Origin of the sequence: Mesorhizobium sp. J18, from assembly GCF_007829525.1 — a bacterium.
In the GTDB taxonomy this organism is placed as follows: Bacteria; Pseudomonadota; Alphaproteobacteria; order Rhizobiales; family Rhizobiaceae; genus VLJP01.
This window is the reverse complement of the sequence record NZ_VLJP01000033.1, coordinates 1-19,383: the sequence shown is the minus strand read 5'-3', so window position 1 is coordinate 19,383 and position 19,383 is coordinate 1. Positions and strand designations below refer to the sequence as shown.

The window sequence follows — 19,383 nt, the reverse complement described above, 5'->3', positions numbered from 1 at the left end:
CCCTTAGAATTTCATCGAATCACTTAAAAAGCTCAGCGGCGGGCACCGAGCGCAATGACATTGTCCGAACCGCCGCCGGCAGAAGCGAGAAGCCGCTTTATGCTGCGGGCAGCCTGCCGGATACGATGCTCGTTCTCCACCAGCGCGATACGCACATGATCGTCGCCATGCTCGCCAAAACCGATACCGGGCGCGACCGCTACTTCCGCTTCTTCGACCAGCATCTTTGAGAATTCCAGCGACCCCATGGAGCGGAACGGCTCGGGAATCCGTGCCCAGGCAAACATGGTGGCCGGCGGTGGAGGCACATGCCAGCCGGCGCGGCCGAAAGCCTCTACCATGACGTCGCGACGGCGGCGATAGACGTTGCGTACCTCTTCGATCTCGGCTCCGTCAGAGTTCAGGGCAGCGGCAGCCGCGACCTGGATGGGCGTGAAGGCGCCATAGTCGAGATAGGATTTCACCCTGGCGAGCGCAGCGATCAGCCTTTCATTGCCCACAGCGAAGCCCATGCGCCAGCCAGGCATGGAGAAGGTCTTGGACATGGAGGTGAATTCGACAGTGACATCCGTGGCTCCCGGCACTTGAAGAACCGAAGGCGGTGGATTGCCGTCGAAATAGATTTCGGCATAGGCGAGATCAGAAAGGATGATGAGATCATTCTTCTTCGCGAAAGCCACGATGTCCTTGTAGAAATCGAGCGACGCGACACAGGCCGTCGGATTTGACGGATAATTCAGGATGAGCGCCAGCGGCTTAGGAATTGAATGCCGAACCGCCCTTTCGAGCGCCGGAATGAAACTGCTGTCCGGCTCGGCCTGGATGGAGCGGATCACGCCGCCGGACATGATAAAGCCGAAGGCGTGGATCGGATAAGTCGGATTCGGACACAGCACCACATCGCCCGGCGCGGTGATGGCCTGAGCCATATTGGCGAAACCTTCTTTGGAACCGAGCGTGGCAACGACCTGTGTTTCGGGGTCAAGCTTCACACCGAAGCGACGGGCGTAGTAATTGGCTTGCGCGCGGCGAAGCCCCGGTATTCCGCGAGAAGTGGAGTAACGATGTGTGCGGGGATCGCGCACCACCTCGCAAAGCTTCTCCACCACCGAAATGGGCGTGGGAAGGTCCGGATTTCCCATACCGAGATCGATAATATCGGCGCCGCGCGAGCGCGCGCTGGCCTTCAGGCGGTTGACCTGCTCGAAGACGTAAGGCGGGAGTCTGCGGACCTTGTGAAACTCTTCCATCTTTGCTTCCGATGAAAAGCGCGGGGATCGGCGCGGCCTATATACCTTATTCAAGGTCCGGTCGATAGCATCACGCAGCAAGCCCCTATTGTTCGGCCTCGATCAGCTTCAATGCGTCATCACCATGGCTGCGCGCCAGGCGCCGCAGATCAGCCGCCTGATTCCGTGGAACGGTCGTATTCTGTGAGGTCGCGCGCTTGCGCGCCTCGGTCAAGGCGCTTGTGGTGTCTGCCTTTTGGCTATCCGAAATCTGCTCTGCGGCGGGCGTCGGCGGAATGTTCAGATTGGGAAAGGTAGCGGTATCGCGCGGTCCCGACATGGTGGCTGTCGCAGAAGGTGCCGTACCGTCAATCGCAGCGCTTCCACAAGCGTGGAGAAAAAAACAGAAGGCAAAGATGGCTGCGCATCGCATCAGGGCTTCCATTGGCAATCCTTTGGTAACACCCATGCCGCTCTCCTGCATCCCGGAGGTCATATTCCTACAACCTGGCTGTGCCATGCCGCTGCCCACGTCGTTGTTGGACGGTGACTCGCAACACATTATATTACCTCAATCAAGCGCCTCGGAGGAACAGCGCAAGCTATGGTCAAATCCGAAAAACGGGAAGACAAAGATGGACACTGCCACTCCTCCGTCGAGCAGTATCTGGTGAAGGATCCGGAAAGCTTCGCCCGCAACCTTGCCCTCATGATCGAAGAGGCGGGAAAGGCGGCCGCGGCTTGGACTGCACCACGCGAGCGGGGTGAGATGCGGGACGGTTTCTCCGAGCCCATGACCGACATGGTCAAAACGTTTTCGCGGCTGACCGAGTACTGGCTCTCCGAGCCAAGCCGGGCACTGGAAGCACAAACCCGGCTTTTCTCCGGTTATATGAATATCTGGGCGAATGCGATCCACAAAACCCGCGGCGAAGCGGAAGGGGAAAACGCCATTCAGCCCGAAAAGGGCGACAAGCGCTTCCAGGATCCTGAATGGGGACGCAATGCCTTTTTCGATTTTCTCAAGCAGGTCTATCTCGTCACCTCGCGCTGGGCCGCCGACCTGGTGGAGAACGCCGAGGGGCTCGACGAGCATACCCGTCACAAGGCGAACTTTTACGTCAGGCAGATCAGCCAGGCGATCTCTCCTTCGAATTTCATTCTCACCAATCCGGAACTCTTCCGGGAAACGGTGCAGAGCAATGGCGAGAATCTCGTTCGCGGGATGCGCATGCTGGCGGAGGACATCGCCGCAGGGAAAGGCGAACTCAAGCTGCGTCAGGCTGACTATTCCAAATTCGAGATCGGCAGGAACATTGCCACCACCCCAGGCAAGGTCATCGCGCGCAGCGAACTGGCCGAGATCATCCAGTATGAGGCAGCGACGGACAAGGTCCTGAAACGGCCGCTGCTGATCTGCCCACCCTGGATCAACAAATTCTATATCCTCGACCTGAACCCGCAGAAATCCTTCATCCGATGGGCTGTAGAACAGGGCCATACGGTTTTCGTCATCTCTTGGATCAATCCCGACGAACGGCACGGTCGCAAGGATTGGGACGCCTATATTCGGGAAGGCATCGAATTCGCCCTCGACCGCATCGAGGGCGCGACGGGAGAGAAGGAGGTCAATGCCATCGGCTATTGCGTCGGTGGCACGCTTCTGGCGGCTGCACTCGCCCTGATGGGAAAGACCGGCGACAAGCGCATACGCACCGCCACTTTTTTTGCAACACAGGTGGATTTCACCCATGCCGGCGATTTGAAGGTTTTCGTGGACGAGGAGCAGATTGAGGCACTCGAACGCGCGATGGAGCAAAAAGGTTATCTTGACGGCAACAAGATGGCCATGGCCTTCAATATGCTGCGTTCAGGCGACCTCATCTGGCCCTATATCGTCAACAACTACATGCGGGGCAAAGATCCCCTGCCCTTCGACCTGCTTTTCTGGAACGCCGATTCGACGCGGATGGCGGCAGCCAATCATTCCTACTATCTGCGCAACTGCTATCTGGAGAACAATCTTTCCCGGGGAAGGGCCGTGTTGCGCGGAGAGAAGCTGTCGCTCTCCGACATCAGAATCCCGATTTACAACCTCGCCACCCGCGAGGACCACATCGCGCCGGCGCGCTCGGTTTTCACCGGCAGCGCCTTTTTCGGCGGCGAGGTGGAGTTCGTCATGGCCGGATCGGGCCATATAGCCGGCGTGGTGAACCCGCCATCCCTGAACAAATACCAGTACTGGGTCGGCGCGAAACCTTTCTGCACCTTCGAAGACTGGCTCTCAAAGGCGGAAGAAATGCCCGGTTCCTGGTGGCCGCATTGGCAGGCTTGGATCGAGAAGCGCAACAAGGCAAAGGTGCCGGCTCGTGCCATCGGCGGCAAACTCATCAAACCCCTGGCCGACGCACCAGGAGAATATGTACGCATGCGCGTATAGACGAGCCTCGGCTTGGCTTTATCCGCTAATGGATGTAGAACATCTTCTGGCCGCAAATGAAAACTAGCGCAAACATTGCGGGTGCGCGTGCAGAGTTCGTTGTTCGGCATTGCGATTTATGGCTTTGAGGGATGCAAAGCCTGAAGTTTTGTCCGTAAGATCGGTTATTCGACGATTCTTTGAGGGGTAGGTCTATTGTCCGTGGAGGGAGCGGGTTTCGCAAAGGGATCGCGTCGTATCATCCTGGCGGCGCTGTGCAGTGTGCTCCTGTCCTCCTGCAGTTCCACCTCCGACCTCGGTTTGCAACTCGGACTTGCGCCCACTGACGCGGGTTCAGCGGCAACGATGTCGGCATCCGCTGATGAGGCGGATACATCCTCGACCTCGGCGGAAATGAAAGTTGCTGGCGCGCCGGTTCCCTCGCGGCGCCCCGGCGCCGAAGCTCCCGTCCAGGCTGAGGCCCGGCAGATCGCATCGGACGAGGCGACGTCAGCGACGACTACAGCCTCCATCAACCCGGCGGCACCCCCAGCCACCTCATCAGCAGCGGAGGCGCCCGCTGCCGCGGTGGCGAATACGCCTGCTGCCGAAGCCACCGAAAAGACCGCCTCGATTGAGCAGACCGCGGATTCCACAACCGACGAAGCCGCGCCCGCCAAAGCGGCTTCCGGCGAAGGTCATGCTTCGGAGACGTCAGAAACCGCACCGATCAAGCCCAAGAAGCGCGGTTTCCTGGCGGCTTTCTTCTCTCCGGCCCGTGCCAAACCGAATCCCGCCTCCAAGGTCATCAAGGAAGATAACGGCACGACGGCGGAAGCGGAGGAACCGGTCCAGGAGCCTCAGCCCTTGGTGGACACCAAGGAAAAGGCAAAGCCTATTATCACGCTTGCCTCGGCAAATTCGGAAGATACCAAGCCTGTCCGTGCCTCTTTCTCCGGGGAAGCCCTGCCCGGCGTGCGACAAGGCGAAGGACTCTTCGAGATCACCAGCAAGTCTGGCACGCTTGAGGATGATGGCGACGTCGACATTTACGAGGGCGAGGACGTCTATCAGGTTGCATCGGCGGCCGGGCTGGCGCGTCTTGCCCCGAACGGGCTTCTCAAGCAGCGCGAGAGCGTCGATGTGAGCTGCCTGAAGCCATCGCTCGTGCGCGTGATCAAGACAATAGAGGCGCATTATGGCAGGCCGGCGGTCATCACTTCCGGCTATCGCAGCCCCAGCCACAACAGGCGCGTGCGCGGCGCGCGCAAATCGCTGCATATGTATTGCGCGGCGGCCGATATCCAGATTCAAGGCGTCAGCAAATGGGAGTTGGCGCGCTTCGTCCGCTCCATGCCGGGACGCGGAGGCGTGGGCACCTATTGCCACACCAATTCCGTACATGTTGACGTCGGGCCGGAGCGCGACTGGAACTGGCGCTGCCGGCGGCGGAGCTAAATTCAAAAAAACAGCGGCATCCACAAGATCACGGGTTGCCGCCCGCCGAGAAGCTCACTATAAGGCGCCACGTCTTGCCTGCGCCCATCGTCTAGCGGTCTAGGACGCCGCCCTTTCACGGCGGAAACACGGGTTCGAGTCCCGTTGGGCGTGCCAAAAAAATCAAGCACTTAGCCTGTATCATCCTTATCGAGGTCTAATATCAGACCCTATATGCATTCTGTGTCGAGAACGTTCATGAGCGTCCACGACCGTTTGACCGGCGGCCTTTTCATCCCCATCTGAAAGGATGACATTCATCGAGACCGCCGACATGACCCCTGAATTTCGCCTCAAAAACAAGAGGGCCAGCATTTCGTGGTAATCGAGCCCGAGCCGGGACGGCCGGAAACATGCGCCTGTCCATCCCAGATCTCGAAAGCAGCGCTCTGGCTGCCCGATGCCCTGCCCGACGCCTGCGTCGACTTTTTCGGCGATGACGGTATCGTCATCCTGCCGCCGGATTTTATCGCCATCGCGCTCGCCATACCGTCAGCGCTCCTGTCGAGTGAGTTTCGGGAGCGTGTCGAGCGGTTGTCCTGAAACGCATTTGACGGCCACCGTGAAATGCAATCGATGCCCATCGTGGATTTCACACGATGGGCATCTTGCTCGCTTCTATCCTCGCCACCGTCTAATCGGGCATCTCTATGATCGCAGCTCCTGCCGGCGAGCGCGGCAGGCGTATATCTGTTCCTCAATGAGGCGTCCAGAGAATCTCAAGATTACAAATATTTAACCCAAGCATTCATCCTCCGTTCACCTGCCAAACGTGATCCTTCTCATGCGCCCACTGAAGGCAGATATGCAAAGACAATGGAGTTCATAGTAATGAAAAAGATCATTCTATCCACTATTCTTGTCGGTTCAATTCTTTCGGCAGGCTATTCTCTTGCGCAGGATACGGAAGAAGACGATATCGATGAACCTGCAATCGAAGCGACTGAAGATATGGAGCAGAACCGGCGCTTCGGGCGGGAACCGATCGACCTGGCGCAGTTCTCGAGGCTGGATGACCTTAAGGCTGCCGACGAGAATGGTGACGGGACACTCACTCGCGAGGAAATCGAGGCTTATGTGCTCCAACAGATTGTACAGCGCAGGGCCGACCGTATGGAGCGTCGTCTCGATATCAACGGTGACGGCACCATTACGATCGAGGAGATCGAGAAGCAGAAGGAAAAAGAGTTTGCCGCTCTCGACCGCAATGAGGACGGAAAGCTCGACCGCAGCGAAATGCGCGCCGGCTTTGGCAAGCACGGCCGCCATGGCGGTCACGGCTTCCATAACTTCCGCCGCTAATTGACAAACGAGGATCCGCGTCGACAGGCGCGGATCCCTTCTGCATTAGGAACTTTGATCCCGGTTTCGTTTTCCCTCGGCAACAATTGAGGCTCGCTGGGCCGTCCTCGCCTGCTTCATGCTCCGCAAGAGCCTGTGTACAACCCATGCAAGATTTTGCGCCTGGGGTGGCAAGATGGCAGAAAAGGGGACGACTCTGGGCGGAGGACGGCGCTATCCCATGAGCTTTGTGACTGGTCGGACCGAACGGCACTTCTTCCCGCGGCGGCAATTCCCATTCGGCAGGGCAATGGTGCTGGCCGCTATCGCTCTCTTCATTTCCGCCTGCACCACGCTCGAACTCACTGAACCTGTCCCGACGTCCACCTCGGAGAAATATGCGGCGATCGTGGTCGACGCGCGCAACGGACGCGTCCTGCATGCCGCCCATGCCTATGAGACACGCTACCCCGCCTCGCTGACAAAGATGATGACGCTCTACCTGCTCTTCGAGGCAATGGAAACCGGGCGCGTGACACCGGCCACGCAAATACCATTCTCGGTCAATGCCTCCCGGCAACCTCCTTCCAAACTGGGCGTCAAGGCAGGCATGTCGATAGACGCGGAAACCGCTATAAGGGCGCTCGCCGTCAAATCAGCCAACGATGTCGCCGTTGCAGTCGCGGAGCATCTTGCTGGCAGCGAAGAAGCTTTCGCCCGCGCCATGACTCTGAAGGCGCGTCAGCTCGGCATGAATGGTACCGTCTTCACCAATGCTTCCGGTCTGCCTGATGAGCGCCAGGTGACGACTGCCCATGACATGGCGATCCTCGGCATGGCGCTCCGCAAGCGTTTCCCCGGCAGATACCACTATTTCTCCATGCGGGAATTCAATTTCAACGGAAGAACCATAAAGGGCCACAACCATCTTCTGGGCACTGTAGCCGGCGTCGATGGCATCAAGACAGGCTACACGCGCGCGTCCGGATATAACCTTGCCTCGTCGGTCAATCTCGGCGGCCGCAGCCTGGTTGCCGTGGTCATGGGCGAAGACAAGGGCAAGATGCGCGACGCGCATATGGAGGCGCTGATCGCGTATTTCCTTCCCCGCGCCTCGAGGCACTGATAGCCGGCGGCAGGTTACCACCGGATGGGGATACATTAACTATCGACTAAACCAGCCTGCTCTGCTCCACGGCCGCATTTATGAAGGATGCGAAAAGCGGGTGCGGCTCGAAGGGTCGGCTCTTCAGTTCCGGGTGATATTGGACGCCGATGAACCAGGGATGGTCGGGATATTCGATCGTCTCCGGAAGAACCCCGTCTGGAGACATGCCGGCAAAAACGAGGCCGCAATCCTCCAGGCGCTGCTTGTATTCGATATTGACCTCATAGCGGTGCCGGTGACGCTCCGAGATTTCCGTATCGCCATAGATTTCCGCGATCTTGGACCCGGCAACGAGCGCAGCGGAATAAGCACCGAGCCGCATGGTGCCGCCCAAACCGCCCGCCGCGGTGCGTTTTTCGAGCATATTGCCCTTCAGCCATTCCGTCATCAGGCCGACGACCGGTTCCTTGGTCGGTCCGAATTCCGTCGATGAAGCACCTTCTATGCCCGCCAGCGAGCGTGCCGCCTCGATGCAAGCCATCTGCATGCCGAAGCATATGCCGAAAAAGGGTACCTTGCGCTCGCGGGCGAATTTCGCGGCCAGTATCTTGCCTTCCGAGCCGCGCTCGCCGAAGCCGCCGGGTACGAGGATGCCGTGCACCTTTTCCAGCCAGGGTGACGGATCCTCCTTCTCGAAGATCTCGCTTTCGATCCAGTCGAGTTTCACTCTCACTTTGTTGGCCAGTCCGCCATGGGACAAAGCCTCGATAAGCGATTTATATGCGTCCTTCAGCCCGGTATATTTGCCGACGACGGCAATCGTCACCTCGCCTTCCGGATTGTGGATGCGGTGAGCGACCTCCTGCCAGCGTTCCATGCGCGGTTTTGGAGCAGGATCGATGCCGAACGCGGCCAGCACTTCTGAGTCCAGCCCTTCCTTGTGATACGCCATCGGCACGTCATAGATATGCGCCACGTCCAGCGCCTGAATGACGGCAGATTCGCGCACATTGCAGAAGAGGGAGAGCTTCCGTCGCTCCTCCTTCGGAATGTCGCGATCGGCGCGCACGAGCAGGATGTCCGGCGCGATGCCGATCGAGCGCAATTCCTTGACCGAGTGCTGCGTGGGCTTGGTCTTCAACTCTCCGGCGGCAGGAATCCACGGCATCAGGGTAAGGTGGATATAGACTGCCCCTCCCCGCGGCAGCTCATTGCCAAGCTGGCGAATCGCCTCCAGGAACGGCATGGCCTCGATGTCGCCCACCGTGCCTCCGATTTCGCACAGGACAAAATCGTAATCGTCATTGCCCTCCAGGATAAAGTTTTTGATTTCGTCGGTGACGTGCGGAATAACCTGCACCGTCGCGCCGAGATAGTCGCCCCGGCGTTCCTTCTCGATGATGTTCTTGTAGATGCGCCCGGTCGTGATGTTATCGGCCTGGTTGGCCGAACGTCCGGTAAACCGTTCGTAATGCCCGAGGTCGAGGTCGGTTTCCGCGCCATCGTCGGTCACGAAGACTTCGCCATGCTGATAAGGCGACATCGTGCCCGGATCGACATTCAGATAAGGATCGAGCTTGCGTATGCGAACGCGGTAGCCGCGAGCCTGCAGAAGCGCGCCCAAGGCCGCCGCCGCAATGCCTTTTCCGAGGGAGGAAACCACGCCGCCAGTGATGAATACATATCGCGCCATGGGAATTATCGCATAACCGGCTCCGCGCGATTCCGCCAGCGAAAAATATGGGCTGCGCACTTTTTTCGATAGGCTGTCATGTTCGGTTGCCGCGAGCCTTCTCCGTTCACCTTACATAAACCATCAGATGCAAATCTGCCCGCCATGGTTGATTTGATCCCCTTCCCTCTTTCGTCCCGTACCAGCCTCGTCAGGTCGATGGTTGACGACCTTGAGCGTGTCCATGGCCCTGCGGCAAGTGAATTCTGGCGTCGGCGGGTTGCTGAAATCATCGCGGAATTGCGCGCGTCAGGCCTGCCGGACGGAGCGATACGCAGCGAGATTTATTCTTTGCAGGATGCCGTTCAGGCGGAATTGCAATACCGGATGCGCAGTCAAACGAGCTCCGGGGACGCAGCCTGACCCTCCATCGGACCCAAGATAGCTTCCAGTGACCGATAACGACGGAACAATTATCCATTATACCGGTTGGAGGCTCGCAGCGGAGAACTTGTGCCTGGTCAACAGAACCCTCAGGTGTTCCCCCGACCTGCCGCTTGCCGCTGTGATCATGAGAGCTCCCCTGACAGCAACCCGACCGCCAGAGACGGCGGTCGGGGCTTGATCGTTGGAAGCCTCCATATTCCCGGCACCTTCACCGGGTCAATCCTTGTGCGTTTCAGGACGGTCGGTATGCCTGCCGGCATAGCGGCGATCCAGATCCCTTATGACGCCTTCACCATCTGTCGGATCGACACGACGCAGAATCACGTCGATCTTGGCTTCAATCCGGTCCGATCCTTCTTTCGACTGCGGCGAACCCAGGAACAGGAAAAATGCCAATCCACCGACCTGCCAGAGCAATTGCAGGAATTCGGATTGCCAATTTTCGAATGTGTCCCGAAGCATGCTGACGAGATAGGGGGCCATCTCGGCCGCCTGTCCATGTTCCGTTTGCTCCTGCACGAATGCGAACCAGCCGAACAGCCAATGGCCTATCAGGCTGAAAACGAACAGCGCCAGAGTGATCCATCCGTATTTGTAGGCGCGCCAGAGAGACGTTTTTGACATTTTCGAACTCCAATTCTCCCAGCGGGAAAACTGGAGACCATTGCAGTTGTTCCCGGCACTTCCCGCCGCATATTCTAGCGGTTGATCAGCCAGAGGATCGCCGACAGGATGATGCTGACCAGCAGACCGGTTGCGATCGGGGCGTAAAAGGTAAAATTCTCCCGCTCGATCACGATATCGCCGGGCAGGCGACCGAGGCCGAGCCGGGTAAGCCACGGCCATAAAATGCCGGCTGCGACAATGAGAAGACCGATTACAATCAATGTCCGGGACATGGCGCTTCAGAATATAAGGCGCTCACGAAGAAGTCCTAGGGTCTTGACCCTGGACCGTGCGGCCTAGTCTTCTTCGACAAAGACCTCCTCACGCTTGCGACGTATGCTCGGCAGCAGCGACAATATGATCGCGATTGCCGCGACAGCAAGCAGTCCGGCGCTGATAGGCCGTTCAAGAAAGGTCATCGGGTCACCACGAGAGATGATCATAGCGCGGCGCAGATGCTCTTCCAGAAGCGGCCCCAGCACGAAGCCCAGAAGCAGTGGGGCAGGCTCGCAGTCAAGCTTGACCAATACGTAGCCCACAATACCCATCACGGCGATGGCGTAGATGTCGAAGGCATTCAAGCCAATCGAAAAAGTTCCGATACAGGCAAAGGCAATGATCGCGGGGAAGAGCATGCGATAGGGGATCGTCAGCATTTTCACCCAAATGCCGATTAAAGGCAGGTTCAGAAGCACCAACAGTAGGTTGCCTATCCACATCGACGCGATCACGCCCCAAAACAGCGCCGGTTCGTCATTGATCACGTTCGGCCCGGGCGTGATGCCGTGGATGATGAAGGCGCCTATGATCAGCGCCATTACCGGATGCGCAGGTATTCCGAGCGTCATAAGCGGGATGAAGGAAGTCTGGGCTGCGGCATTGTTGGCGGATTCGGGACCCGCCACGCCCTCGATGGCGCCCCTGCCGAATTCCTTTTCGTTTTTGGAGAGTTTCTTTTCCAGCGAGTAGGAAGCGAAGGAAGCCAGAACATGGCCGCCGCCTGGAAGGATGCCGAGAATCGAACCCAGACCCGTGGCACGCAGTATCGGCATGATGATGCGGCGCCAGTCTTCCTTCGTCAGCCAGAGATTCTCGACATTCTTGACCAGCAGCGTCCGCGTCTTCTCGTCCTCTAGATTGCGCAGGATCTCCGCGATTCCGAAAACGCCGACCGCAACGGAGACAAAATTGATACCGGAATAAAGTTCGAAATAGCCGAAGGTGAAGCGCGGCTGGCCGCTATAGAGATCCTGGCCGACCATGCCGAACAGGAGCCCCAGTACGATCATGGCAAGCGCCTTGATGATCGATCCGTGGGCGAGCGCGACCGAAGCAACGAGACCCAGTACGATCAGCGAGAAATATTCGGCAGAGCCGAACTGCAATGCGAGGCGAGTGAGCGGCGGGGCTGCTATAGCGAGCAGCAGCGTAGCAACCGAGCCGGCGAAGAAGGAGCCTATGGCCGCGGTTGCAAGAGCCGGTCCCGCGCGGCCCTGCCTGGCCATCTGGTGACCGTCGATGGCCGTGACGGCTGATGAGGATTCGCCTGGCAGATTAATGAGGATGGCGCTTGTCGAGCCGCCATACTGCGCCCCGTAATAGATGCCCGCGAGCATGATCAGTGCAGTGACCGGCTCGAAGGTAAAGGTGATGGGCAGCAGGATGGCGACGGTTCCCGTCGGACCGATTCCCGGCAGCACGCCAACCAATGTCCCGAGCAATACGCCAACAAAGCAGTAAAGAATATTCGTAAGCGTCAGCGCGACGTCGAATCCGAGGCCGAGATTATTTATCAAATCCATGCGGGCGACCTCAGAAATTGATCCACGGTCCGAACATGCGCAGCGGCAGGCCGAGACCCCAGATAAAGATGAGCATGCTCACTACGGTCAGGAAGACCGCGATGAGAGCGGCGCCCAGCAAACTGGTTTGCCGGCTGGCCGAGGCGCTCATGAAGGAGGTGATGAAGAGCGAGGGCACGAGGCCAAGGCCCCGCACCGTCACACCGAAGAACACCAAGGCGCCGATGACCAGCAGGAGAGCGAGCCAGGGAACGCCTCCTATGGGCGTCTCGTCAGCCTCGGCAAAGAAGGATTGGATCAGGATGATCGCCCCGAGCAGAATGATGATGCCGGCCAGAACCAGCGGAAAATAGCCCGGCCCCATCCGAAGGGCCGTGCCCAAATCGTAGTTCAACGAGGCATGGCCAAAGGCAAGGCCGAAACCGATGAAGATCAGCCCGGCCAGCAGATCCTTTGAAAGTCCCTTGAAGGAAAACCGGTCCAGCATGACGTCCCCTGTCCTTGCTAGGTAAGGCGGGCAACTCTTGGTCGGCTGTCCCGCTACAAGCGCTCAGCGCGTCTATTGAGGCGACACGCCGGATTCCTTGATGATCGTTCCCCAAAGATCAAGCTGGGACGACAGCATCTCGCTGAGAGCCTCGGGCGTGGCGCGATCCGGCGAGACAGGCGTTGTGCCAAGCTCCGCAAAGCGGTCGATCACTTTCTGGTCCTTCACAGCTACCTGCAAGGCCTCAGACAGCTTCTGTATGATAGCCGGGTCGGTATCCTTGGGGACATAAAGGCCATGCCAGATGCGCAACTGGAAGTCGCCGAGACCCGCCTCGGCTGTCGTCGGAACATCCGGCAGGTTGGCGAGACGTTCTTCCGCAGTTACGGCATAGGCCTTGACTTCGCCACCAAGGATTTGCCCTGACGTATTGGTCGCCTGGTCACACATGATGTCGACCTGGCCACTGATGAGGTCGGTAAGAGCCGGGGCAGTCCCCTGATATGGAACTGTTGTGATTTCCTTGCCGATCTGCTTCATCAACAGCATGCCGCACAGATGCGCCGCCCCGGCGACACCTCCATGGGCAATCGTGACTGTGTCGGCGTTCGCCTTCAGGTAGTCTATCATCTCCTCCAGCGTATTTGCCGGGAAATCCTTGCGCGCAATGAAAGTCATCGGCGCCTCGGTCACCAGACCGATCGTTTCGAAATCCTCGAGCGGGTTGTATGGCAGGTTGGAGTACAATCCTGGTGCGGTAGCCATTCCGATATGGTGCATCAGTACCATGTAGCCGTCGGCAGGAGCTTTCGCCACCTGCCCCGCAGCCACGGTGCCCCCGGCGCCGGTAACGTTCTGGACGACGATGCTTTGCCCAAGCGTCTTGCCCATCGGATCGGCGATCAGGCGCGTAACCGCGTCGGTTGGTCCGCCAGCCGAAAAAGGAACGACAAAGGTGATCGGCTGCGACGGGTAGTCCTGTGCTGTGGCGAAGGAAGCAAACATGATGGCGGCGGCCGCCAGCGGAGCTAGAAGTCTGCGCATGATTTCTCCTTGTTCGGCGGGCAAAGCGACCTCCTCGAAAGCCGCTCCGTTACAGTCGCTCTAAGGGCCGGCTAGTCAGCCGACACGCCGGCTTCCTTGATGATGGGTGCCCACAGATCGATCTGCGACGACAGCATCTCCGCATGTGCCTCGGGTGTGGCGCCTTCCTGTGACACAGGCGTGGTGCCGAGTTCTGCAAAACGATCGATCACGTTCTGGTCCTGGAGAGCAACCTGCAGAGCCGAAGTCAGCTTCTCGATGATGGCCGGGTCGGTTTCTGCCGGGACATAGAGACCATGCCAGATGCGAAGCTGGAAGTCGCCCAGACCTGCTTCCGACGTGGTCGGCACGTCCGGCAGATTGGCAAGCCGCTCTTCTGCTGTCACGGCATAGGCCTTGATCTCGCCACCAAGGATCTGTCCAGTGGTGTTGGTGGTCTGGTCACACATGATGTCGACCTGGCCGCCGACGAGATCGGTCAGCGCAGGGCCGGTTCCGGGATACGGCACCGTTGTGAGTTGGGTATCGATTGCCTCCATGAGGAGCATGCCGCAGAGCTGCGAAGCCGCGCCCGTGCCGGCATTGGCCAGCGTCACCTCATCCGCATGGGTTTTTAGATATTCGACCAGTTCCTGCAAGGTCTCCGCCGGGAAATCCTTCCGCGCGACGATCGTCATCGGCACCTCGGTGACGAGACCTACCGTCTCAAAATCCTCAAGCGGATTGTAAGGCAGGTTCGAATAGAGGGTCGGCGCGGTCGACATGCCGATATGATGCATGAGGACGGTGTAGCCGTCGGCGGGAGCTTTCGCCACTTGGCCCGCAGCGACGGTGCCGCCGGCGCCGGTGATGTTCTGAATAACGATTTCCGACCCCAGTTCCTTGCTCATAGGCTCGGAGATCAGCCGGGTCACGGTGTCGGTCGGACCGCCGGCCGAGAACGGCACGACCATGGTGATCGGTTGGCTGGGATAGTCGTCCTGAGCATTCGCGGTGATCGCAAAAAGCGACAGTGCGGCGGCGGCTGCAAAGCCGGAAAAATATTCGTTCATCATTACCCCTCCCATTGGGAATCTTCGTTACCGGGCTTGCGCAATCCTCCACCGGCCCGAATTACAGCGGCCGGGTTTGTCGCTCGGCCCGCGAACGCCGCCATCGAATGGAACTGCGTCGTGGCTGTCAAGTAGCTTGCGCTCCCCGCGCCGCATCGTCAAACAAAAGACCGGCACTTTCGGCCTCGGAACAACATTGGTACCTTCCTGTCCGGGCACCGAACCGAAAACAAGGAGGAGCACGACGTGCCGCAATTCGTTATCGAACGGGACATGCCCGAGGTCGGGAAACTCGGCCGCGACGATCTCCGGGGCGCATCGCAGACTTCCTGTAACGTGCTGCGGGATCTCGGACCGGAAATCCAATGGGTCCACAGCTATGTTACCGACGACAAGATATACTGCGTTTATCGTGCGCCGAATGCGGAGCTTATACGCAAACACGCCGAAACCGCAGGCTTTCCCGCAAACAGGATATCCGAGGTAAGGGCCATTATTGATCCGACGACCGCGGAATGACGTCATAAAAGCCCGACGACCGGAGCAAGCGGGGCTTTTGCGCTTGTTCTGTTTCGAAATGCCATACCGGACCGGAATGCCGATGGGCACGGCAGATGCGGTCAAGGAATGGAGCGTGGCCCAACTACCACTGCGAAGCTTGGTGAACCATCAGATTCGAGCCGGTTTAGTCCGGAATCTCTATCTGGCGTCTGGGCTGCCGTCGAATCGTTAGACCGAATTGCTAATCGGCTACCGTATGCAGGAGTGCTATAATTGTTTCTCTTGACCACCAAGAGAGTCCAAACACTTCCTCCGCCCGAGCATTGTCGTGTCTCGGGCGGTTTTTTATAATTTCTCATATCTTAGATTTAAGGATGTTCGGCCCAGGCGTTTCATGCATTGTTTATCATGTGCGGGTGGCACACCTTTTCTGATATTCGCCCGGACCAACTGCGCGGTCATCCGATGCCCCGTGATGGCCGCGCTTTTTACAATCTGAGTTTAAGTTTGAACGAGTTCCTGTTGATTTTCCTATTCATTTGCGTGATCGAATAAACGGCTGTGAGCCCGGGCAAGAGTCACGGTTCTTTCACCTCGAGCAAACGCTCCGTCTGAAACTTATTTGCTGTTCGAGGTCAGCTTGCCGTCGAACCCTACCGGGTATGAAGCCTGGTCTCGGTCGCGCCGCTTCTTACCATTCCGCCTGCATCCTGGCGGATTCCGATAACTTATCGCGGAATCGCCGGAAGGCGCTGCCTCTCCATCAGTCACATGCACAACTATGCCGATCTTCTTCCGTCTGGCCAGTTGGAGACGCCGCAGAGATGGTTGACTTGGCCATGAATGCCGCTCTACAGGACAGAGGTGCGAACATTCGCGGGAAGGCTTCAGTGCGAATCCAACGCGCCAATCGCGTTGGGTTGGATGGTCGCGACTGTCCTAAGTGATTGAAAAATCACATTAGGAGGGATGGCCGAGCGGTTTAAGGCACCGGTCTTGAAAACCGGCGTGGCAGCGATGTCACCGTGGGTTCGAATCCCACTCCCTCCGCCAGACTCATTGATTTTATTGGCTTTTTTCTGATTTTTATCCGAATGACATAACCACAAAAAACCCCGCCGTAGCGGGGCTCTTCGGTGGTGTGGTGGTAACTGTTAGGCCGCAGCCATCCAAGCGTCGCGCTTATAGCGAGCAACCGCGCAGCCTTCCCAAGGCGCCAGACGATCAGCGGTAACCGTGTACGAGAGGATCCCCTCGTCGTCATAGACGGTAGAGACGTGCACACGGCCGCCCCCGGCCGAAACAACGAAGCCCTCCAGGCCTTCCTTATCAGTATGCTGGACGAGTTGCCCGACCTCGAACACGGAAGCGGGGTTGTCGGAGACGTAAATATTCATTGCGATTTCCTTGTGTTTTGGCCTTCCCAGACCGTGTGATGAGGCGGGGTTGGGAAGCCTGAACACAAGGACAGGCCGAGCGCTTTTAGCTTTCGCTTGGACATATCGCTCGCCCCCAGCCGCACACAAGTAAGACCTCGCAATCCCAAAAGCAATATTGCCGATTTCATGCCGTATTGCAAACTAAAATATAAGATTACTACGCATTTTTATTTACGCGGTAAAGAGGTTACTTAAAGCGGTAAAGCGGTTATTTTCGATTTTACTTATGACCCACTCATTGGCCCCCTGTGCGGCTCCTCCCAATCCGCCGGCCGATCGTTCAAGATATTCAACAGCCGCCGTGTCGCGCCGTTGTATTCTGCGATCGCGTCGTGATGAGGCTTGAACGGAATGAGGCTCAGACGCGCCTCATCAAGGACGATTCGCATCAGGCGGGCCTGCCGCTCAATTCTATCAATGTGATAGCCCGAAACCTTTTCGTGGCGCTTGCGACGCGGCATTGTTGCCTCCTTTCCAAAGGAGAACAAAATAGGAACATATGCCTACGGAGGTCAAGTGCGGCCGGTGAGGCGGTGTGAAAAGCGGGCACACTAAGAGGGGGACTCTTGTCATAAGCAGCCGATTCGCTTTTCATTCTGCTACTGTTGTTTATGGGCGGGCGTTTATGGACGAGCTAGAGGCTAGAATTCGACTGCTAGTGGCCGATCGAAATTACCTTGCAACTGTTGTGTCGAGAGAGCGCAGGGAATTTACAGAAGACGAGATTGCAAGGCTTGCAACATTGAATGGAGCTATCGATTCAGCCCTCAATGCTCTTAGGGCGTTTCGATCGGAAACGTCACCTAACCCGCAGCCTCCCTCGAATTCCAGCATCCAAGACGACTATCGGCTGGTCGCAGCGAGATACTACGAAGCGAATCGGGAGGGCTATCGCTTTGCCGCACAGCTATTCGCTGACTACGGTCGATGGCTTGTGGCCACGATAGCTGCATCTCATATCGGTGGAATTTTTTTCTTGGGCAGCCTGAAGTTGCCAATTCAACAAGTTGAGCCGAGCTTGTGGGCCCTTACAATCGGCCTAATCTTGATACTTTTTTGCGGTTTGGCAGCGTATTGGAATTTCATGGCATTGGCGGACCTTTATGCCAGTCGCGATAATATCATGATGCTGACGAACCCAGAACACTTTCCCAAACACGACCCGAGCTTCGATCGAAAATTGCGCAACACGTACACGGCCGCTCTCGTGCTTGGAACATCTTCCGCAATCTGCATTCTGGCGGCGGCCGTGCTACTTAGCTGGAATACATAGTTTAGGAGAGATCACGCCATTTAAACTTAAAGCTTCCGCTGCTTTCGCGCCACCCGCACTGTATGCACAACCGTCGTTGGCAACTCTGCCCGCAACTTCGCAACCTGTTGCTCAACACGCGCCAGGCCGGCGCCCTCCCTTCTCTGACCGCCACCACCTGCGCCCGCCCTGCTGCCCGCGCTGGGCCAGGTCGCGCAGTGCATTCACGATTTCGGATTTCTCTAAGTGGAATTTTTCGGGATCGGAGCGAGACGGCGCGAGGAATTGGACCGCCAATGCGAGGCGCTCGAGTTCTTCAGCGACCGAATACACAGCGCGCCTCCTCCACAGCCGGCGAAAGCAGCCGCAAATTCACAGCGCACGGCCGACCGTCGCGGCCTGGCAGCAAGTCGTACTCGTACGCGTCGCCAACTTGCGGCGCCTCACCGATTGCCGAAATGTGCACGAAATTGTCGCGGCCGCGTGGATTCTGGTCGTCGCCGATAAAACCGAAGCCGCGATCCGCATTCCAAATCTTGATTTTTCCGTAAGGCATAGAAGTCCATCCATTCGTTGAAACGAAAAAAGGCCCGTCACCGGAGTGACGGGCCGAAATGACCACGGTCAGGAACGGCTGCGCCGCTGGATTTTTGCCTGCCGTGGTGTGTGCGCTGCGTGGGCCGCCATGGCTGTTTGGCGGCGCGGCCCACGCTTGAGGCCCGCGCTCAGGCCCGAAAGGAGCGCCGCCTTGTTAGAATGAGCCGGTAACAAAAGCTTCCGGCTGGAACACGGCCATGCCGATACGCTCCTCGCACCTGATGGAAACCATATTCTTCGCGAAGTTGTCTGCGTGCTCGGTGGACAGTTCGATCACCGCTTCCTGCCGATCGAAAATAGCCGCCGCACTGCCGAACGCACCAACAAGGAATTCGTTGGATGCCATCGCCGTGGTGGCGATCACCGGCAAGCCCCAAAGCCGTGGCTGGTTTCCGTGGATCGGTGAGCCGAGCAGGTAGCGCTCCTCGCTATCCTTGATCAGGTCGATTTCCAGCAGGAAGTCGGGATGAACGACAATGCCATTCGCCGTGTGCTCACTCAGTCGCACCTGATGGATAGCGCGCCGGATGGTGTCGATTGGCGAGTCGCCGGTAGCACCGCCGGCGTACGAAGTAGCCTGCGGTACAAGGCCATTCAGGTTTTGGCCCGTCCCATTGCCGCTAAGAAGTTGCGCCTCTTCGGTAACCTTCAAGCCGCGCTGATCAGCCCCACTTGAGTGGTCCATTTTAAAAGTTAGTGCATCGCCGGTCTTTGGTCCATCGGAAGGATGGTTTCCGGGGCTGGCGGGSGRTAGCCCAATGCGCTGTGTGGTCGTTTCGTGTTGTAGTGCTTCCTCCATTGCTCGATCAGTATTTGTGCCTCGCGGAGGCTGTAGAAGACTTCTCCATTCAGCATTTCATCGCGGAAGCGGGCGTTAAAGCTCTCGCAAT

The 19,383-nt window shown here is 58.0% G+C and carries 22 protein-coding genes and 2 tRNA genes; 10 read left to right on the top strand and 14 right to left on the bottom strand.

From position 1 onward, the window contains the following. Window positions 1-32: 32 nt before the first annotated feature. The gene (locus tag L598_RS12930) at window positions 33-1,250 is read right to left on the bottom strand and encodes an LL-diaminopimelate aminotransferase (RefSeq protein ID WP_144863011.1); all 1,218 of its coding nucleotides are present in this window, start codon (window positions 1,248-1,250) and stop codon (window positions 33-35) included. Window positions 1,251-1,335: 85 nt separating this feature from the next. After that, window positions 1,336-1,713, bottom strand: coding sequence for a hypothetical protein (locus L598_RS12925; RefSeq protein ID WP_144863009.1), 378 nt, complete (start codon window positions 1,711-1,713; stop codon window positions 1,336-1,338). Window positions 1,714-1,833: 120 nt separating this feature from the next. Between L598_RS12925 and phaC the strand changes: the two genes are divergently transcribed. From phaC to L598_RS12895, 6 genes are all read left to right on the top strand, one after another. Next, entirely contained in the window at window positions 1,834-3,669 is a 1,836-nt protein-coding gene (gene phaC, locus L598_RS12920; protein ID WP_144863007.1) for a class I poly(R)-hydroxyalkanoic acid synthase, read from the top strand. A 393-nt stretch (window positions 3,670-4,062) separates the two neighbouring features. Beyond that, window positions 4,063-5,106, top strand: a complete 1,044-nt coding sequence (locus L598_RS12915; RefSeq protein WP_246658748.1) for a YcbK family protein — start codon at window positions 4,063-4,065, stop codon at window positions 5,104-5,106. An 80-nt stretch (window positions 5,107-5,186) separates the two neighbouring features. Further along, window positions 5,187-5,262: transfer RNA gene (locus tag L598_RS12910), tRNA-Glu, on the top strand. A 201-nt stretch (window positions 5,263-5,463) separates the two neighbouring features. Further along, window positions 5,464-5,688 carry a hypothetical protein gene (locus tag L598_RS12905; RefSeq protein ID WP_144863004.1) on the top strand — a complete coding sequence of 75 codons (225 nt, stop codon included), beginning with the start codon at window positions 5,464-5,466 and terminating at the stop codon, window positions 5,686-5,688. Between the two features lie 288 nt (window positions 5,689-5,976). Continuing rightward, the gene (locus tag L598_RS12900; RefSeq protein WP_144863002.1) at window positions 5,977-6,447 is read left to right on the top strand and encodes a calcium-binding protein; all 471 of its coding nucleotides are present in this window, start codon (window positions 5,977-5,979) and stop codon (window positions 6,445-6,447) included. A 220-nt stretch (window positions 6,448-6,667) separates the two neighbouring features. Further along, window positions 6,668-7,552, top strand: a complete 885-nt coding sequence (locus tag L598_RS12895) for a D-alanyl-D-alanine carboxypeptidase family protein (RefSeq protein WP_246658747.1) — start codon at window positions 6,668-6,670, stop codon at window positions 7,550-7,552. Window positions 7,553-7,598: 46 nt separating this feature from the next. On the opposite strand, the gene L598_RS12890 is transcribed toward L598_RS12895, so the two are convergent. Further along, entirely contained in the window at window positions 7,599-9,227 is a 1,629-nt protein-coding gene (locus tag L598_RS12890) for a CTP synthase (RefSeq protein WP_144863000.1), read from the bottom strand. A gap of 78 nt (window positions 9,228-9,305) precedes the next feature. Here L598_RS12890 and L598_RS21800 point away from each other — a divergent pair, with 78 nt between their 5' ends. Next, the gene (locus L598_RS21800; RefSeq protein ID WP_246658746.1) at window positions 9,306-9,629 is read left to right on the top strand and encodes a DUF6074 family protein; all 324 of its coding nucleotides are present in this window, start codon (window positions 9,306-9,308) and stop codon (window positions 9,627-9,629) included. 240 nt (window positions 9,630-9,869) lie between these two features. Here the strand turns inward: L598_RS21800 and L598_RS12880 are convergent, their stop codons facing one another. The 6 genes from L598_RS12880 to L598_RS12855 form a co-directional block, all read right to left on the bottom strand. Beyond that, entirely contained in the window at window positions 9,870-10,277 is a 408-nt protein-coding gene (locus L598_RS12880; protein ID WP_144862998.1) for a DUF6766 family protein, read from the bottom strand. Window positions 10,278-10,351: 74 nt separating this feature from the next. Then, window positions 10,352-10,552 (bottom strand): DUF2905 domain-containing protein, encoded by a 201-nt coding sequence (locus tag L598_RS12875; protein ID WP_144862996.1) that lies wholly within the window; start codon window positions 10,550-10,552, stop codon window positions 10,352-10,354. A 63-nt stretch (window positions 10,553-10,615) separates the two neighbouring features. Then, window positions 10,616-12,121, bottom strand: a complete 1,506-nt coding sequence (locus L598_RS12870; protein ID WP_144862994.1) for a tripartite tricarboxylate transporter permease — start codon at window positions 12,119-12,121, stop codon at window positions 10,616-10,618. A gap of 10 nt (window positions 12,122-12,131) precedes the next feature. Then, complete coding sequence (locus L598_RS12865; protein ID WP_144862992.1) at window positions 12,132-12,608, bottom strand: tripartite tricarboxylate transporter TctB family protein; 477 nt, start codon at window positions 12,606-12,608, stop codon at window positions 12,132-12,134. A gap of 72 nt (window positions 12,609-12,680) precedes the next feature. After that, complete coding sequence (locus L598_RS12860; protein ID WP_144862990.1) at window positions 12,681-13,652, bottom strand: tripartite tricarboxylate transporter substrate-binding protein; 972 nt, start codon at window positions 13,650-13,652, stop codon at window positions 12,681-12,683. A gap of 71 nt (window positions 13,653-13,723) precedes the next feature. Then, complete coding sequence (locus L598_RS12855; protein WP_186445036.1) at window positions 13,724-14,707, bottom strand: tripartite tricarboxylate transporter substrate-binding protein; 984 nt, start codon at window positions 14,705-14,707, stop codon at window positions 13,724-13,726. A gap of 243 nt (window positions 14,708-14,950) precedes the next feature. On the opposite strand from L598_RS12855, the gene L598_RS12850 reads away from it, so the two are divergent. Next, entirely contained in the window at window positions 14,951-15,223 is a 273-nt protein-coding gene (locus L598_RS12850) for a DUF4242 domain-containing protein (RefSeq protein ID WP_144862986.1), read from the top strand. A gap of 945 nt (window positions 15,224-16,168) precedes the next feature. Further along, window positions 16,169-16,258 (top strand) — tRNA-Ser (locus tag L598_RS12845). A gap of 101 nt (window positions 16,259-16,359) precedes the next feature. Here L598_RS12845 and L598_RS12840 read toward each other — a convergent pair. Both L598_RS12840 and L598_RS12835 read right to left on the bottom strand, forming a co-directional pair. Beyond that, window positions 16,360-16,602, bottom strand: a complete 243-nt coding sequence (locus tag L598_RS12840; protein ID WP_144862984.1) for a hypothetical protein — start codon at window positions 16,600-16,602, stop codon at window positions 16,360-16,362. A gap of 266 nt (window positions 16,603-16,868) precedes the next feature. Next, on the bottom strand, window positions 16,869-17,105 hold the full coding sequence (locus tag L598_RS12835) for a hypothetical protein (protein ID WP_144862982.1): 237 nt from the start codon (window positions 17,103-17,105) through the stop codon (window positions 16,869-16,871). A 164-nt stretch (window positions 17,106-17,269) separates the two neighbouring features. On the opposite strand from L598_RS12835, the gene L598_RS12830 reads away from it, so the two are divergent. After that, window positions 17,270-17,917: a hypothetical protein gene (locus L598_RS12830; protein ID WP_144862980.1), complete on the top strand. Its 648-nt coding sequence runs from the start codon at window positions 17,270-17,272 to the stop codon at window positions 17,915-17,917. A 295-nt stretch (window positions 17,918-18,212) separates the two neighbouring features. On the opposite strand, the gene L598_RS12825 is transcribed toward L598_RS12830, so the two are convergent. From L598_RS12825 to L598_RS12815, 3 genes are all read right to left on the bottom strand, one after another. Beyond that, window positions 18,213-18,452, bottom strand: coding sequence for a cold shock domain-containing protein (locus tag L598_RS12825; protein ID WP_144862978.1), 240 nt, complete (start codon window positions 18,450-18,452; stop codon window positions 18,213-18,215). Between the two features lie 195 nt (window positions 18,453-18,647). After that, entirely contained in the window at window positions 18,648-19,145 is a 498-nt protein-coding gene (locus tag L598_RS12820; protein ID WP_186445035.1) for a phage major capsid protein, read from the bottom strand. A 41-nt stretch (window positions 19,146-19,186) separates the two neighbouring features. Then, window positions 19,187-19,383, bottom strand: a 197-nt coding sequence (locus tag L598_RS12815) for an integrase core domain-containing protein (protein ID WP_144862974.1), incomplete at its 5' end; no start/stop codon positions are given.